Raw genomic sequence first — 16,113 nt, forward strand, 5'->3', positions numbered from 1 at the left:
GTATATAATGAAGGACTTTATAAAGATAAATGATAAAGATAATATAGTAATAGCCCTCAGAGACTTTAAAATGGGAGAACATATAAATGTAGATGGTAGAGAAGTATCTATAAAGGATATCATACCTAAAGGACATAAGATAGCACTGGAATCTCTAGAGCAGGGGAGTAGAATAATAAAATATGGTGCTACTATAGGATATGCCAAGGAGTTAATAGATATGGGTAGCCATGTTCATTCCCATAATATGAAGACATCTTTAGAAGGAGTTTTGGAGTATTCTTATGATAAAAGAGTTGTAGATAAAGATAATACAAAAGATAGAGGTCTTACGTTTAAAGGATATAAGAGAAAAAATGGAGATATAGGTATAAGAAATGAGCTTTGGATAGTGCCTACAGTGGGATGTGTAAATGGTATTGGAGAAATGATATTAAAAGAATTTAAGGCTACAATAAATTCAGAAGATATAGATGGAATGGAGGTATTTAAGCATAATTATGGCTGTTCTCAATTGGGAGATGACCACCAGAATACTGTAAAAATATTGGGTGATATAGTGAAGCATCCCAATGCAGGAGGAGTATTAGTATTGGGATTGGGTTGTGAAAATAATACAATGGATCAATTTATTAAAAGTCTAGGAGATTATGATAAAGATAGAGTGAAATTTTTAGTAGCCCAAGATGTAGATGATGAATTAGAAGAAGGAATTAAAATTTTATCCCAGTTATTTAATAATATGAAAAAAGATATTAGGGAAGAAATATCTATAAGTGAATTGAAGATAGGACTAAAATGTGGAGGTTCTGATGGATTCTCAGGTATAACTGCAAATCCGCTATTGGGTGCGTTTTCAGATTTTCTTATAAGTCAAGGAGGTACAACTGTACTCACAGAAGTTCCAGAGATGTTCGGTGCAGAGACATTTCTGATGGAAAGAGCAAAAAATGAAGAAGTATTTAATGATACAGTGGCATTGATAAATGATTTTAAAAACTATTTTATAAGACATGAACAACCTGTATATGAAAATCCTTCCCCAGGAAATAAAGAGGGGGGAATAACTACATTAGAAGAAAAGTCTTTGGGTTGTATCCAAAAGGGAGGAAGTGCAGAGATAGTAGATGTATTGAAATATGGAGAAGTTTTAGAGAGAAAAGGGCTAAACTTATTGGAATCTCCAGGTAATGATCTTGTGGCTTCTACTGTGTTGGGAGCTTCTGGATGTCATATGGTATTATTTACTACAGGTAGAGGAACTCCCTTTGGAAGTTTTGTGCCTACTATGAAGATAGCTACTAATTCAGAATTATACAATAAGAAAAGACGTTGGATAGATTTTGATGCAGGAGTACTTTTGAAGAATAAATCAATGGATGAATTATTGGAAGAGTTCATCGAATATGTTATAGATGTATCTAATGGTAAATTAGTAAATAATGAGAAAAATGATTTCAGAGAGATAGCCATATTTAAGACAGGAGTTACATTATAGAAATATAGTAGTTTAAGTATATCTTTCAGTAATGAAATATTTGTTGGAATTTGTAACAAAATATAATGAGTTAGTAGCTAATGACGGAAATCCTGTGAATTTTATCATTAGACTACTAACTATTTTTAATTGTTTATAATATGGTCATATCTTTTGGTGAATTATTTAGAATGGTACTTTTTCCATCTTCAATGACAACTATATCTTCAACCCTCATTCCATATTTGCCAGGAAGATATATACCAGGTTCTATACTGAAAGACATGCCATTATCTAGTTGCAATGCATTTTTTTCTTTAATATATGGTCCTTCATGTACATCCATACCTATTCCATGACCAGTTCTATTTATAAAATATTTTCCATAACCAGCATCGTCTATAATATCTCTAGCAGTTTTATCTACATCGCCAGCGGTAACTCCTTTTTTAGCAAATTTTTCCGCTTCCATATTTGCATGCAATACTATATTGTATATTTTGCGTTGTTCTTCTGTGGGAGTACCTACGAATACAGTTCTAGACATATCAGAACAATAACCATTATATTTACATCCAAAGTCCAAAATAATGATATCATTTTTTTCTATAATACGACTGTCATCATTATAATGAGGTTTAGAACTATTGGGACCAGAGGCTACTATAGTATCAAAGGAAAGTTCTTCTGCCCCTTTCTCCATAAAAAGTTCTTCTATTTTATTTTTTATATCTCTTTCCATTATACCAGGTCTTATGAATTTTACTATATCAGAAAATACTCGATCTGCAATATTAGCAGCTTCCTTAAGATGTTTAATTTCATCTTTAGTTTTAATCATTCTGATATTTTCCATGACTTCAGTACCAAGTACAAAGTTTGTATCAATAAAACTATTTATTTCCAATATATCTACAGCCCTTAATGTGTCATTTATGCCTATCTTTATATTCTTGATATTATATTTTGCACATGCATCTTTGATGGCATTAATAAATCCTTCTCCATCACTCCAGCAGAATATCTCTATACTATTATTCAATATTTCTTCAGTTTCTTCAAGATAAAGTTCAGGGCATATGTAAAATTTGTCTCCATTTTTTAATATGAACAATGCCTTGAATCTTTCATCTGTGGAAGGATTTAGTCCTGTAAAATATTTTAAATCTGAACCAGGGCCAATTAACAAGGCATCTAGATTTTTTTCTGTCATTAAATGTATTGCTTTATCTAATCTCTTATCTAACATAATAAATTCCTCCTTATATTTTGATTATTTTAGAGGTTGGGTCACATTATCTGCCTCTTTATATGTCATTAAACTTACTATAATTAATCCAATTATGGACAGTGGTGCAGAAAACAATACGCTATTCCATCCAAAGGGATTATTTAATACTAGTTCCCAAAATAGAGTACCTAAGGATCCTAAAACAAGAGATGTAAGTGCTCCTTTAGTAGTAGCCTTTTTCCAGAAAAGTGCTGCCAACAATGGAGGTGTTATTGCTGCTCCATATATTGTATATGAATACATCTGGGCGGCTAGAACACTTGGGAAGAATTGAAGTGTTATATAGGCTAAAACACCTATGACTAATATGGAAATTCTAGTAATTTTCAATTTATCTTTTTGATTAGCATTGGGTTTGACAAAGGGTATAAAAAAGTCATAAGTAACTATTGTAGCTGCTGATAATAGGAATGAATCACCTGTAGTAATAATAAAAGCAGTTGCAGCAGCAAGGCCCAGCCCACCTAATACAGGGGGGATAGAATGCATAAATACGCTTAACAATGCAGTGTCAGGAGTTATATCTGGAAATAAAATTATGGCAGCAGAAGATAATGTTATAATAGGCACTAATATTAGTATATCACTTAATAAGAATAAGATATTGGATTTTCTTGCTACATTTCTATCTTTAGCAGAAGAATATCGTTGAAATAGATTTTGATCTCCTAACATAAGAAGCAAAGTAGGTAATAAATAACCCATAACTTGTATTCCAGACATGCCTCCAGTAAGGCTTTTTTGTGATTTACTTAACTGTTGGTAAAAACTAAATCCATCAATTTGAGTAAGGGTAACAGGTAATGCTACAACTAATGCGATTACTATCAAAAATGCACTCATAGCATCTGTATATGCCACTGAAAACATACCACCAGCTAGTGCTAAAGTTATAATTATAACAGCACTTATAATTGTACCTGCTTCGGGAGAAATGCCGGTTATTAAATTAAGAATATATCCAGCACCTTTAAATTGATATGAAGCAATACCGATATATGCGATTAATATACAAAGGGCTGCAAGTAGCCTTGTTGTTTTTCCATATCTTATCTCCATAATTTGTGGAACAGTATATTGGGAGGCATCCCTTATCTTTGAAGCTATGAAATACATCAGGATTATACACAATGGCTCACCTATATAATATAATATGGATGCCCAAGGTCCAAACCTATAAGTAAAACTTGCTCCACTTACAACAGAGCCTGACCCACACCAAGTTGCCAGTAATGTACCTGCTAATACAAAGGTAGGTAAACTTCTACCTGCTACTACAAAATCATCACCACTATTAACTTCTCGTCTTGATAGATACAGCCCTGCTAATACCACTATTACAAGATAACCTACGACTATTGCTACATAAATATTCATCTTATCCCTCCTATAGAATAGATAAAACTAAATAATTATACAGTATACATACATAGTTTAGATATATTTAAACTCAATTTAATAGGCTACTTTCTGTGAAAATTACATGTGATAACCTGAATTTGTTGAGAAAGTAGCCTAATATAAAATTATAAGAAATAGGTAACTGCTAAATATAAATAATTTGCAAATACACCAGCAGCTATACCACCTATAAAGTGGGTTACTATTGCCTTGTTTGTCAATTTTCTTCCACCTATGGAATCCATCATACCTGTATGTGTACTTAAAAATCCAGCCCAACAAATACCTATAGCAACGAATACTGCTATATCATGGGCATCCATTAAACCTTGGGCTAAAAGGCCTTTAGTCATGCCCATAGCTGCACCAACAGCACCTAAAGATGTAATAGGTAATGCTAAAGCTTCCATGCTTTTAAATCCAAATAAAAAATTAAGAACTGGTGCTATATAGTTTCCCAGCTTTGGTAATAGTGCTACTCCTTCATATGCCACACCTTCGTATACTGCTACTCCATTTTCTGTACCACTGGGACCGAAAGTAAGCATCATAACTATAGTACAAACTATTAGTATACCTGGAATGACATTTAATCCTAAAGTGACTCCATTTTTGCCCCCCTCCATTAGTGCATCCAATATACGTTGAAAAAGGTTTCCTTCACGTATAGGTCTATAATCTAGTAAATCGGAATTCAAATTTTCAGTGACAATATTTTTTTCATCTCCATAATGCTTTTTGCCTCCAAGGATCATAAGACGTACACTTACAATACCTCCTAATACTGCACCGATATTTCCTATTATGGCAGGTAATATATATTCTGTGCCGAGACCTAAAATATAGCTAGTAACTATTAATCCCATTCCGAAAACTGTTCCCAGATTACATAGAGAAGCAATTTCATATTTTTTAAAATATCTAGCAAAACCCTTATCTTCAATCAAAGGCAATATAGCTGGATTATCAGATATATAGGTTGTAACAGCACCTAATGAAGCAGCTCCAGGTAATCCAAATAAAGGTCTCATAATAGGAGAAATAAGTTTGTTGGCCAGTGCAATAATGCCAAATTCAGACATCAATGCAGCGGCACCACCAGCTAAAACAGCAACTGCCATGATATAGAATGCAGTATTTAATATAAGATCATGGGCAGTATTCATTGCTACACTGAACATCACTCCTATTCCCATAACATTGGCTAAGTAAATAAATATTATGGCTACTACTCCTATAAAAACAAAAGTTTCACCAGATATAGCTTTTTTCCTTAAAGCATCTTCTTTTTTGCTTTCTTTGGATTGAACCATTGTTTTTTCCAATAACAGCACCCCCATTAATTATGAAAATATATAATAATAAAAATTGATTAATAAAAAATAGAGTCTACTTAGATAAAAACACCTCCTTTTCACCTTGAAAATTTGTTAAAAAGGTATCACTAAAAAACGATTTCCTAAAAGAGAAAAAATAATACTAGAGCATTTGAATTGAATTTTAATATTGACAATTAATATACAATCTCATTATACAATTTATATAAATGAAAATCAATTCATTTTTGAAAAATATTTTTTATGAAAAAATAGTGGACTTTTTTAAAATTAAGATATATAATATAACTAAAGAATAAGGAAAAATCAATGCATAAAGGCGAAAAATGTTACAAAAACTTTTAAAAAATCAAACAAAACAAATTTCACAAAAATGAAATTAATTTCACGAAACAAAGGTGGTTGGAAATATGACAATAGAAATAGGAAAGAAAATAAAGAAGCTAAGAAATGATAAAAACTTAACGTTAAAAGAGTTGAGTGAAAGAACACAATTATCTACAGGGTTTATTTCACAGTTAGAGAGAGGTCTTACTACCATAGATACAGATTCTTTAGAGAGGGTAGCTAAGGCATTAGATGTCAATTTATCTAGTTTTTTTGTCAAAAGACATAGAAAAAAGGAATGTGTAATGCGTAGTTATGAAAGAGAAGTATCACAAATAGATTCTAATAAATTTATACATTTTCATCTATCTAATAACTTAGAAAATAAGGAAATGATTCCTAGAATAATAGATGTGCTTCCAAATGTGGAAGATGAAGAAATCCAAGAATTTCAACATAAAGGAGAAGAATTTATACATGTATTAAAAGGTATTCTTACTGTATATTTAAATCATATGCGGTATGAATTGCATCCAGGAGACAGTATGCATATTAAGTCTGACAATATTCACAATTGGGATAATTATACCAATAAAGTAACAAGAATATTGATAATAAATATACCAAATTCATTTAAAGAAAATGAAAAATAAAATATTAATAAAGGTGGTGAAGTTTTAAGAATTAAAGATATTTATAAATAGAGAAAGGAGATGGTTTGAATTTTATATTTAAATGAAAAGGATATATCAAAGTGTATAAACTTTGATGAAGTAATGGATGCAATAGAAGATAGTTATAGAATATATGAGGAAAATAAATTTCATATGCCACCAAGGATACATAAAGACTTTAGAAATAAAACATTACTTTATATGCCATGTTTTATAGAAGGTATTTTTGGAACAAAAATACTTACAGTTTTTCCTGAAAATAGGGAAAGGAATAAGCCAGTTATAGATGGTATTATGCTTCTGAATGATTATAATACTGGAGAACCTTTGGCAATGATAGATGGTAAATATTTAACTGCCTTGAGGACAGGAGCTGTAGGAGGAGTGGGAGTAAGACATACTACACCAGATTCTATCAATAGCGTGGGGCTAGTAGGTGCAGGAGTTCAAGGATTTTATCAATTACTCTATGCTTGTAAGGCACGAAATATAGAAAAAATTAAAGTGTTTGATATGTTTAAGGATAAAATACCATCATTTATTAATAAGTTGAAAGAGGAATTGCCAACTATAGAGATTACTAAAGCAGATAGTATAGAAGAATTATTAAAAGAATCAGAACTGATAATAACTACTACTACTGCAAATGACCCAGTATTGCCAGAAAATAAAGAAATGTTAAAGGGGAAGCATTTTATAGGAATAGGTTCCTATAAACCAAATATGAGAGAATATCCAGAGGCTATTTTTTCGTTGCTAGATGAAATATACATAGATACTGAAGATGCCTTAGAAGAAACTGGAGATCTGCTATATCCATTGAATAATGAAATCTTCAAAAGAGATAATATAAGACATTTTAGCAATTATTTGATATCTGAAGGTAACAAGGATAAAATCAAAGGAAAAACGACTTTTTTTAAGTCAGTAGGCATGGCATTGTTTGATATAACTGTTTCTAAACTTATATATAAAAACGCCAAAGAAGCAGGAGTAGGTCAAAGGATTACACTATAAATACAAAGGGGAGTGTGATTTCATTATGATGCATTTTAAACATTATATTAATTGTATTGATGCCCACACAGGAGGAGAACCGTTAAGGATAATTACATCGGGATTTCCTCAAATTCCAGGTAATACAATCCTTGAAAAAAGGGAATATGTGTTAAAAAATTATGATGGTCTAAGAAAAATGATGATGTTAGAGCCAAGGGGACATAGTGGCATGTATGGTTGTATAATAGTACCTCCAGTTACTGATGATGGAGACTTTGGTGTTTTGTTTACGCATAATGAGGGATTGAGTTCTATGTGTGGTCATGGAATAATCGCTGTAACAAAGGTTGCATTGGAAACTGGTATGATTATACCAAAAGAGGGGGAAAACATTGTAAAAATCGATTCTCCAGCAGGAAGGATAACTGCATATGCAGATGTAGAAGATGGAGAGGTGGAAAGGGTAAGATTTCAAAATGTGCCCTGTTTTGTATATAGAGAGGATATAGTTGTCAATGTGGATGGTATAGGAGATGTTGTGGCTGATGTAGTTTATTGTGGTGCCTTTTATGTATACTTAGATGTAAATAAAATAGGATTACATGTAACCGTTGACAATGCACAAAAGTTAGTAGATATTGGTACAGAGATTAAGCATAAAGTAATGGAAGTTATGGAGTTTAATCACCCTACATCAGGAGTAAATTGGCTTTATGGAACAATTTTTTATGAGCCACCTGTAAATGATGGTGATAAACTTGTAACTAAAAATGTATGTATATTTGCTGAGGGACAAATAGATAGATCTCCCACAGGAACAGGTACGGGAGGAAGGGTGGCATTACACTATGCTAAAGGAGAAATGAAAAGAGATGATATTTTATTAAACAATAGTATTATAGATACACCTATGGAAGGAAGGATAATTGAGGAGATGGAAGTTGGAGAATATGATGCAGTGATTACAGAGGTTTCAGGTACGGCGTATATTATGGGTTTTAATCAATTGGTATTAGACCCTAAAGATCCATTGGTAGAGGGATTTAGAATTACAGGAAATTAATATTTAGTAGTTAGTGGTTAGTAGTTATTATAAGAATATTTATACTGACTACTAACTGATAATTATTAAATATTAAGTTTTGGCAATGAATATAAAAATATGATGAATAAGGGGGTGAAGAGCCATTATTCATAATCAGATTGATGGCCCTTTATGTTTGAAAATATAGGAAGTAAAATTAAAAAAATAAGAAAATCTAATGGTATGACATTAAAAGAGTTAAGTGAAAAAACTAATCTATCTGTAGGGTTTCTTTCTCAATTGGAGAGGGGATTAACTACTATAGCTATTGATTCATTACAATTAATAGCAGAGGCTTTAAGGGTAGAATTATCCTATTTTATTGCGCAACCAGAGTCTAAAAAAAGACCTGTTTTAAAGAGTTTTGAGCAGAAGATATATAAGGTTATGAATTGTAATTTTATTAATTATCATCTCAGTAATAATTTAGAGGATATGGATCTATTACCTAGGCTAATAGATATACTACCAATGGATGTAGAGGAAGAGGTAAAAGAATACAGCCATAATGGAGAAGAATTTGTATATGTACTAGAGGGCATCCTTACATTGATACTGGAGGGAAAGGAATATAGACTATATCCTGGAGACAGTGCCCATTATAGTTCCCATTCAACTCACAATTGGGCTAATTATACCAATAGAACAGTTAAGATTGTAGTAGTTAGCACTCCTAATAATTTTAAGGTGGATAAAGGGGGCGATGATGGTGAATAGAGGAATGATAATGAATATACAGAAATATTCTGTACACGATGGACCAGGGATTAGAACTACTGTCTTTTTAAAGGGCTGTCCATTGAATTGTTGGTGGTGTCATAATCCTGAAAGTCAAAATATAGATTTTCAGATAATGTATTTTAAAGACAGATGTACTGGGTGTGGCATATGTGAAAAAAGGTGTCCTGAAAATGCTATAGAAATAAAAGACGGAAAAGCCATTATAGATCATGAAATTTGTACTTTATGTGGAAAATGTGAAGACTTTTGTCCCAATGAAGCTAGAAAATTTGTAGGGAAATATATGACAACAACGGAATTAATGAAGGAGATAAAGAAGGATGAAATTTTTTATGAAGAATCTGGTGGAGGAGTAACTTTTTCTGGAGGAGAACCCCTTGTACAGATAGATTTTCTACAGAATATGTTAAAGCTATGTAAGGAAGAAGAGATTCATACAACTGTAGATACTAGTGGATACAGCAAGTGGGAGAATATAGAAAAAATAATTGATTATACAGATTTATTTCTTTACGATATAAAGATTATGGATGACTATAGACATAATAAATACATGGGTGTGTCAAACAAAGTTATATTAGAAAACTTAAAAAGACTTTCACAAGCAGGAAGTAATATATATGTGAGGATCCCCATTATAAAAGGGGTAAATGACGATATTGAAAATATACAAAGTACAATTGAGTTTTTGAAGGATATCAATATATTGCAGGTTAATCTTCTTCCATATCATAAGATGGGAATGGAAAAGTATGATAGGCTTTCTATGGATTACAGGCTCACAGGAGATGAAAAGCCATCGGAAGAAGTGATGAATAGTCTATTAAAGAAATTTAAAATATTAAATAAAAGAATTAAGATAGGGGGTTGATTATTTATGATGACTGAAAGAGTGAAAAAATTAAGGGAGCAAAGTTTAAATGCAGTGCCTTATATTTCTATGGAAAGGGCAAAAATAGTAGACGCAGTATATAAAAAATATGAGGGAACTGTACCAAAACCAGTTTTGAGGGCATTAGTGTTAAAGGAGTTTATGTCTAGTAAAAAACTGTGTATAAATGATGGTGAACTTATTGTAGGAGAAAGGGGAGAAGCACCTGCTGCAACTCCCACATATCCAGAACTATGTTGTCATACATTGGAAGACCTTCAGATAATGAATGATAGGGAAAAGATATCTTTTAAAGTGGATGAAGAGGCAAAGAAGATACAAGAGGATATAATTATACCCCATTGGGAAAAAAGGTCAATGAGATATCATATACTTGAGAATATGACACAGCAATGGAAGGATTGCTATGAAGCAGGTATGTTTACTGAATTTCAAGAACAACGGGGCCCAGGACACACTGTCGCAGATGGTAAGATATATAAAAAAGGATTTTTACAATTTAAAAAGGATATACAAGAGGCCATAGAGAATCTAGATTATAATAATGATGATAATGCCCTTGATAGGAAAAATCAATTGGAAGCCATGAGCATAGCCTGTGACGCAATAATGATATTGGGAAAAAGATATGCACAATTAGCTAAAGATATGGCAAAAGATGAAAAAGATAACAATAGAAAAAAGGAACTACTTGAGATAGCCGATATATGTGATTGGGTTCCAGCTAATGCACCCAGGACTTTTAGAGAAGCTATTCAGATGTATTGGTTTGTACACCTATGTGTTATATCAGAGCTAAATCCTTGGGATTCCTTTAACCCTGGAAGATTGGATCAACATCTATATCCATTTTATAAAAAACAATTGGAAGAAGAGTCATTAACAAGAGAAGAAGCAGAAGAGTTGTTACAATGCCTATGGGTTAAGTTCAACAATCAACCAGCTCCTCCTAAAGTTGGTATAACATTAAAGGAAAGTGCGACATATACAGATTTTGCCAATATAAATAGTGGAGGATTAAAACCAGACGGCTCTGATGGAGTAAATGATGTAAGTTATTTAGTAATGGATGTAATAGACCAAATGAAGCTTTTACAACCTAGTTCCAATGTCCAAATAAGTAAAAAGACACCTCAAAGATTTTTAAAGAGGGCATTAAAAATAGTTAGAAAGGGATGGGGTCAACCCTCGTTATTTAATGCAGATGCAGTAGTACAAGAAATGTTAAATGCTGGTAAGGATATAGTGGACGCTAGGTGTGGAGGAACCAGTGGATGTGTGGAGACAGGTGCATTTGGTAAGGAAGCCTATATTTTAACAGGATATTTTAATTTGCCAAAGGTACTTGAGATTACATTGAACAATGGTATAGATCCTATGACTGGAAAAAAACTTGGTATAGAAACTGGAAATCCTAAAGCATTTTCCAGTTATGAAGAACTGTTTGAAGCATTTAAAAAGCAATTGAATCATTTTATAGATATAAAAGTCAGAGGTAATAGAGTTATAGAGAAGTTATATGCTGAAAGAATGCCAGTACCGTTCTTATCTGTAATAATAGATGATTGCATAAAGAAAGGGAAGGATTATAATGCAGGAGGAGCAAGATATAATATAAGTTATATACAAGGGGTAGGTATAGGAGATATAACCGATAGTCTTACTTCTATAAAATATCATGTGTTTGATAAAAAGAATATTACTATGGGTGAATTACTTGAAGCCTTAGCTGATGATTTTGAGGGACATGGTGATATATTGAATTTAGTGAAAAATAGGACACCTAAATATGGAAATGATGAGGAATATGCAGATGAGATAATGAGCAGTGTATTTAGAGCATATTATGAGGAAGTGACAGGAAGACCCAATATCAAAGGAGGAGAACATAGAATAAATATGTTGCCTACCACATGCCATGTATATTTTGGATCTGTAATTGGTGCATTGTCCAGTGGAAGAAAGGCAAAGGAACCTTTGGCCGATGGTATATCACCATCTAAGGGAGCAGATAAAAATGGTCCAACTGGTGTAATAAAATCTGCATCAAAAATGGATCATCTGATTACAGGAGGAACATTATTAAATCAAAAGCTTACTCCTTCAGCTATAGATGGAGAAGATGGATTAGATAAATTGGCTAATTTAGTTAGAGCATACTTTAGAATGGATGGACATCATATACAATTCAATGTCATAAGCAAAGATACATTATTAGAAGCTCAACAAAAACCAGATGAGTATAAAAATCTTATAGTCCGTGTTGCCGGATATAGTGATTATTTCTCTAATTTAAACAAAGATTTGCAAGATGAAATAATAGCTAGAACAGAGCAGAGTATTTAATTAATACAGATTTAAAGAGGGGATAATGTAAAGATCTCCTCTTTAAAATTTAGATGTTAGTATAATAGGGAGGTATATATATGTCAAAAACATTAGGTTTTATAGGTGGAGGAAATATGGGTCAAGCTATAATTGGAGGTATCATTGAAAGTAAAATATACTCTCCAGAAAATATTATGGTGGCAGATTTAAATGAGAAATTGTTGAAAGATGTAGAAGATAGATATAATGTAAAAACTACATCTGATAATAATGAAGTGGCAGAGAATGCTCAAATAATAATATTGGCTGTTAAACCACATATATGTGATTTAGTAATCGATGGAATAAAAGATAAGATCAATGACGATGTACTTATAATATCTATTGCTGCAGGTAAAAAAATATCTCAAATAGAAGAGAGGTTTAATAAAAATATAAAGTTGGTTAGAGTTATGCCCAATACACCTGCTCTAGTAGGTCAAGGTATGTCAGCTATATGTAATAATACTAATGTGCCCAAAGATGAATTGGATGAAGTATTAGAAATATTTGAAAGCTTTGGAAGTGCAGAAGTTGTAGATGAAAAACTTATGGATGTAGTTACAGGGGTAAGTGGTTCATCACCTGCTTATGTATATATGTTTATAGAGGCAATGGCAGATGGAGCAGTCCTTGAAGGTATGCCTAGAGATAAGGCATATAAAATGGCAGCACAAGCTGTATTGGGTTCAGCCCAAATGGTTCTAGATACTGGAAGGCACCCTGGAGATTTAAAGGATATGGTTTGCTCACCAGGTGGCACCACTATAGAAGCAGTGAAGATATTGGAAGATAAAGGTCTGAGAAGTGCCGTTATTGAAGCAGTGAGAGGATGTGTAAAGAAATCTAAAGAGCTTTCATAAATACTATAGGTATATAAAAAGAGATAAGTCTCATGGTTGTTTGCAGATATACAATTATGACAAAGGTATAGATATAGTTAGTAGTTAGTAGTTGGTAGTTAGTAGTTGATGGTGGAAATACTATGGATTTCATCATTAAACTAATAACTACTTACTGTTAGCTACTAACTTTTTTATTGTTCTCTAATACTAGGACTTAATCACCAATATAAGTAAAAACAATACCCTGTTCATTGTATTTTTTTACCATATTTGTTATAATGAAATTAATTCATATAGCTTTATGAAAATATATAAATTTAAAATTATATCTGGAGGGTCTTTATGAAGAAAGTCAATAAAACTATATTATTAATAGCAAGTATATATGTAATACACTTGCTTGTTTATATTGGGATGGTTCATGTCATAGATATCAATATAAGAGATTGGACTAACGTTGTTGAGAAATTAAAAATAAATTCCAATATAGATTCATACACCCATCTGTATGTTCATATCTACTTTTTTGTTTTATCAATTTATTTTTTGCTTAAATCTTTGAATATATCTATCAATAGAGGACCTAAAATTATAATCTTTGCAGTAGCTTATGCCTTTATCTTCATAGGATTATATAAATATTATGATATAAAATATTTTATACAGATGTTATTAATTGCAAGTGGATTAATTTTAACTCTTAATATGCTATACAAAAAAATAAATATATATAATTATGAAAATTGAAATTATAAAAAAAGCTAAGGCAATTATAGCACTTAGCTTTTTCCATAATTCATATAACAATCCTAAACTATTTCAAACTCTTCTTCACTATACCAAGTATAATGGTTTCCACTACCAGAAGACCACTCATAAAACTTAGTTATAACTTTTAGAGAATCTCCTTCATCCATTTTTTTAATAGTACTTTCTAAATCTGAGTCATCCAATGCTTCAGTAACTGCATCTATTACTGCATCAATAGCAAGAGCTAAACCTAATGCTGTTGCTATAGCTGAAGCCATAGGATTAGTTACAGCAGCCCCCACAGCAGCTATCCCTAGTCCTGCAACAGCCTCTACTATGTTGTCAAAATTAGTTCCATTTTCTTCATTCACATACTGAGTAAGTTTCATGCCTGAAAAAGTCTTACTTTCTTCTTTTAAAAGTCTACTTGCCATAATATATCTCTCCCTTTAAATTTTTATTTTGTAAGTATATTTAGCTGATCAGCTTGTTTCGCCTTACACTATATATAGACGAAATGAAATTCTATTTTGTAACCCTAATTATAAAAAACATTTCAAAATATTTCCTATTTTTTTATAATTAGGGTTACAAATCCAAAAGTTATTTCGTCTATATATAATAAGAAACAAAAAATTAATTTTTTTTCATCTCTTAGAACATATGTTCTTTTTATGTTATAATAAGTATTACCATCTAATATTTTCCATGAAAGGGGAGATGATATGGATAAATTTAATATCAGTAAAAAGGATCTAGCTTACATTATAAAGAGTCTTAAAATGTGCAGAAATGATTATTATAGAAAATTTAAAAAAGACCAAAATAGAGAGTTGTTAATATTAGACAAACCTTTAAATGATGATAAAAGGACTTCATTAATAGATACATTAACCTTTGATGAAGATAACTATAGTTATAGATACAATAGTATAGAGGACATAACTGGAGATGAAGAGTTATTAAAAGCTCTAGCAAGACTTACTGACAGACAAAGAGAAATTCTATATTATGTCTATGTTGAAAGTCTAAGTATTAAAGAGGTATCTAGGCTATTAAATATATCTAGACAAGTAGTAAATAAAACACATAATTTAGCGCTATCTAAACTTAAAGAGAAATTAAAGGCGTGAGTTTTATGGAAGAAAAAATAATTGAATTGGCATCCTCCCAAGGCATATGGACACTTCTTACGATACTTCTTATTTTTTACATCTTAAAAAGTCAGGAAAAACGAGATCTAAAGCAAGAAGATAGGGAAAGGAAATATCAAGAAATCATTGCAAGTTTAACTGACAAATTGAATTTGATTGAAGATGTTAAGCAAAATGTAGAGGAATTAAAGAACTATGTTTACAAAAAAACTTCAGGGGATTAAAGGATGGTGGCTATGAAAGATAAGGTTAATTTTGAAACATATTATCAATATATAGAAAGATATATAAAAAAATATAGCTATATAAATGGCCAAATAGATGAAGATTTAAAACAAAAATTAACTATGAAAGCATACAAATGCTTCAAAATCGTATGTTAAATATACCTTTGTAATTAATGCCCTAATCTATAGTTTATGGTACTGTTATTGAGAAAAAATAGAGAGATTAACAAATAATTTGTTAATCTCTCTATTTTTTAAGATTGCTATGTTATTTATATAAAATGAAGATAAAGTAATAATTTAAAGTATAAATATATATGACATTTTACACCTCTTAAATGTGTTGTTTTTATTAACTGAAATTGGGTTCTATTAGATATTTTATAAATAGCTTACTTGTTGAAACTTCCACAGCTAAAGCCAATGGGGTTCTTGGTACTATACAGATTTTTTTAATACTCTCACTATATTAATATAGTTATAACATATTAAAACTATCTATTTACTGTATGAGTTTCAATTCCTCATAGGTAAAGTATAAACTGAA

General features: G+C 31.4%; 16 protein-coding genes. 12 read left to right on the forward strand and 4 right to left on the reverse strand.

All coding sequences use genetic code 11. The features are described 5' to 3' along the window. Window positions 1-7: 7 nt before the first annotated feature. Window positions 8-1,498, forward strand: a complete 1,491-nt coding sequence (locus Q326_RS0110350) for a UxaA family hydrolase (RefSeq protein ID WP_026895332.1) — start codon at window positions 8-10, stop codon at window positions 1,496-1,498. A 133-nt stretch (window positions 1,499-1,631) separates the two neighbouring features. On the opposite strand, the gene Q326_RS0110355 is transcribed toward Q326_RS0110350, so the two are convergent. The 3 genes from Q326_RS0110355 to Q326_RS0110365 form a co-directional block, all read right to left on the reverse strand. After that, window positions 1,632-2,726, reverse strand: a complete 1,095-nt coding sequence (locus Q326_RS0110355; protein WP_026895333.1) for a M24 family metallopeptidase — start codon at window positions 2,724-2,726, stop codon at window positions 1,632-1,634. Window positions 2,727-2,750: 24 nt separating this feature from the next. Continuing rightward, the gene (locus Q326_RS0110360; RefSeq protein WP_026895334.1) at window positions 2,751-4,145 is read right to left on the reverse strand and encodes a sodium:solute symporter family protein; all 1,395 of its coding nucleotides are present in this window, start codon (window positions 4,143-4,145) and stop codon (window positions 2,751-2,753) included. 149 nt (window positions 4,146-4,294) lie between these two features. Beyond that, the gene (locus Q326_RS0110365) at window positions 4,295-5,494 is read right to left on the reverse strand and encodes a CD0519/CD1768 family membrane protein (protein WP_250160335.1); all 1,200 of its coding nucleotides are present in this window, start codon (window positions 5,492-5,494) and stop codon (window positions 4,295-4,297) included. A gap of 422 nt (window positions 5,495-5,916) precedes the next feature. Between Q326_RS0110365 and Q326_RS0110370 the strand changes: the two genes are divergently transcribed. The 8 genes from Q326_RS0110370 to Q326_RS0110405 all read left to right on the forward strand — a co-directional run bounded on the left by Q326_RS0110370 (window position 5,917) and on the right by Q326_RS0110405 (window position 14,182). Next, entirely contained in the window at window positions 5,917-6,486 is a 570-nt protein-coding gene (locus Q326_RS0110370; RefSeq protein ID WP_026895336.1) for a helix-turn-helix domain-containing protein, read from the forward strand. Window positions 6,487-6,579: 93 nt separating this feature from the next. Beyond that, window positions 6,580-7,524 carry an ornithine cyclodeaminase family protein gene (locus tag Q326_RS0110375; protein WP_284071433.1) on the forward strand — a complete coding sequence of 315 codons (945 nt, stop codon included), beginning with the start codon at window positions 6,580-6,582 and terminating at the stop codon, window positions 7,522-7,524. 25 nt (window positions 7,525-7,549) lie between these two features. Continuing rightward, window positions 7,550-8,569: a proline racemase family protein gene (locus tag Q326_RS0110380; protein ID WP_245592088.1), complete on the forward strand. Its 1,020-nt coding sequence runs from the start codon at window positions 7,550-7,552 to the stop codon at window positions 8,567-8,569. 153 nt (window positions 8,570-8,722) lie between these two features. Beyond that, on the forward strand, window positions 8,723-9,307 hold the full coding sequence (locus Q326_RS0110385; protein ID WP_026895339.1) for a helix-turn-helix domain-containing protein: 585 nt from the start codon (window positions 8,723-8,725) through the stop codon (window positions 9,305-9,307). Further along, window positions 9,300-10,202: a trans-4-hydroxy-L-proline dehydratase activase gene (locus tag Q326_RS0110390; RefSeq protein ID WP_026895340.1), complete on the forward strand. Its 903-nt coding sequence runs from the start codon at window positions 9,300-9,302 to the stop codon at window positions 10,200-10,202. Before Q326_RS0110385 ends, Q326_RS0110390 begins: the two co-directional genes overlap by 8 nt. A gap of 6 nt (window positions 10,203-10,208) precedes the next feature. Then, window positions 10,209-12,569 (forward strand): trans-4-hydroxy-L-proline dehydratase, encoded by a 2,361-nt coding sequence (gene hypD, locus Q326_RS0110395; protein WP_026895341.1) that lies wholly within the window; start codon window positions 10,209-10,211, stop codon window positions 12,567-12,569. Between the two features lie 80 nt (window positions 12,570-12,649). Beyond that, window positions 12,650-13,453, forward strand: coding sequence for a pyrroline-5-carboxylate reductase (gene proC / locus Q326_RS0110400; protein WP_026895342.1), 804 nt, complete (start codon window positions 12,650-12,652; stop codon window positions 13,451-13,453). A 324-nt stretch (window positions 13,454-13,777) separates the two neighbouring features. Next, complete coding sequence (locus Q326_RS0110405) at window positions 13,778-14,182, forward strand: hypothetical protein (RefSeq protein ID WP_026895343.1); 405 nt, start codon at window positions 13,778-13,780, stop codon at window positions 14,180-14,182. 62 nt (window positions 14,183-14,244) lie between these two features. Here the strand turns inward: Q326_RS0110405 and Q326_RS0110410 are convergent, their stop codons facing one another. Next, window positions 14,245-14,619 carry a hypothetical protein gene (locus tag Q326_RS0110410; protein WP_026895344.1) on the reverse strand — a complete coding sequence of 125 codons (375 nt, stop codon included), beginning with the start codon at window positions 14,617-14,619 and terminating at the stop codon, window positions 14,245-14,247. Window positions 14,620-14,910: 291 nt separating this feature from the next. On the opposite strand from Q326_RS0110410, the gene Q326_RS17955 reads away from it, so the two are divergent. Genes Q326_RS17955 through Q326_RS18240 form a run of 3 tightly spaced genes read left to right on the forward strand, consistent with a single transcriptional unit; the run spans window position 14,911 to window position 15,722 of the window. Continuing rightward, on the forward strand, window positions 14,911-15,318 hold the full coding sequence (locus Q326_RS17955; RefSeq protein ID WP_051531374.1) for an RNA polymerase sigma factor: 408 nt from the start codon (window positions 14,911-14,913) through the stop codon (window positions 15,316-15,318). A 5-nt stretch (window positions 15,319-15,323) separates the two neighbouring features. Then, window positions 15,324-15,563 (forward strand): BhlA/UviB family holin-like peptide, encoded by a 240-nt coding sequence (locus Q326_RS0110420; RefSeq protein ID WP_026895345.1) that lies wholly within the window; start codon window positions 15,324-15,326, stop codon window positions 15,561-15,563. A gap of 3 nt (window positions 15,564-15,566) precedes the next feature. Then, window positions 15,567-15,722 (forward strand): helix-turn-helix domain-containing protein, encoded by a 156-nt coding sequence (locus tag Q326_RS18240; RefSeq protein WP_084489615.1) that lies wholly within the window; start codon window positions 15,567-15,569, stop codon window positions 15,720-15,722. Window positions 15,723-16,113 lie beyond the last annotated feature (391 nt).

Origin of the sequence: Clostridiisalibacter paucivorans DSM 22131, assembly GCF_000620125.1 — a bacterium.
GTDB classification, from domain to species: Bacteria; Bacillota; Clostridia; order Tissierellales; family Clostridiisalibacteraceae; genus Clostridiisalibacter; species Clostridiisalibacter paucivorans.

Excerpts from the sequence above, each read along its gene's own strand:
- Q326_RS18240 (WP_084489615.1), top strand. The coding sequence starts at position 15,567 with ATGGTGGCTATGAAAGATAAGGTTAATTTTGAAACATATTATCAATAT.
- Q326_RS17955 (WP_051531374.1), top strand. The coding sequence starts at position 14,911 with ATGGATAAATTTAATATCAGTAAAAAGGATCTAGCTTACATTATAAAG.
- Q326_RS0110350 (WP_026895332.1), top strand. The coding sequence starts at position 8 with ATGAAGGACTTTATAAAGATAAATGATAAAGATAATATAGTAATAGCC.
- Q326_RS0110380 (WP_245592088.1), top strand. The coding sequence starts at position 7,550 with ATGATGCATTTTAAACATTATATTAATTGTATTGATGCCCACACAGGA.
- proC (WP_026895342.1), top strand. The coding sequence starts at position 12,650 with ATGTCAAAAACATTAGGTTTTATAGGTGGAGGAAATATGGGTCAAGCT.
- Q326_RS0110405 (WP_026895343.1), top strand. The coding sequence starts at position 13,778 with ATGAAGAAAGTCAATAAAACTATATTATTAATAGCAAGTATATATGTA.
- hypD (WP_026895341.1), top strand. The coding sequence starts at position 10,209 with ATGATGACTGAAAGAGTGAAAAAATTAAGGGAGCAAAGTTTAAATGCA.
- Q326_RS0110385 (WP_026895339.1), top strand. The coding sequence starts at position 8,723 with ATGTTTGAAAATATAGGAAGTAAAATTAAAAAAATAAGAAAATCTAAT.
- Q326_RS0110360 (WP_026895334.1), bottom strand. The coding sequence starts at position 4,145 with ATGAATATTTATGTAGCAATAGTCGTAGGTTATCTTGTAATAGTGGTA.
- Q326_RS0110420 (WP_026895345.1), top strand. The coding sequence starts at position 15,324 with ATGGAAGAAAAAATAATTGAATTGGCATCCTCCCAAGGCATATGGACA.
- Q326_RS0110370 (WP_026895336.1), top strand. The coding sequence starts at position 5,917 with ATGACAATAGAAATAGGAAAGAAAATAAAGAAGCTAAGAAATGATAAA.
- Q326_RS0110355 (WP_026895333.1), bottom strand. The coding sequence starts at position 2,726 with ATGTTAGATAAGAGATTAGATAAAGCAATACATTTAATGACAGAAAAA.
- Q326_RS0110410 (WP_026895344.1), bottom strand. The coding sequence starts at position 14,619 with ATGGCAAGTAGACTTTTAAAAGAAGAAAGTAAGACTTTTTCAGGCATG.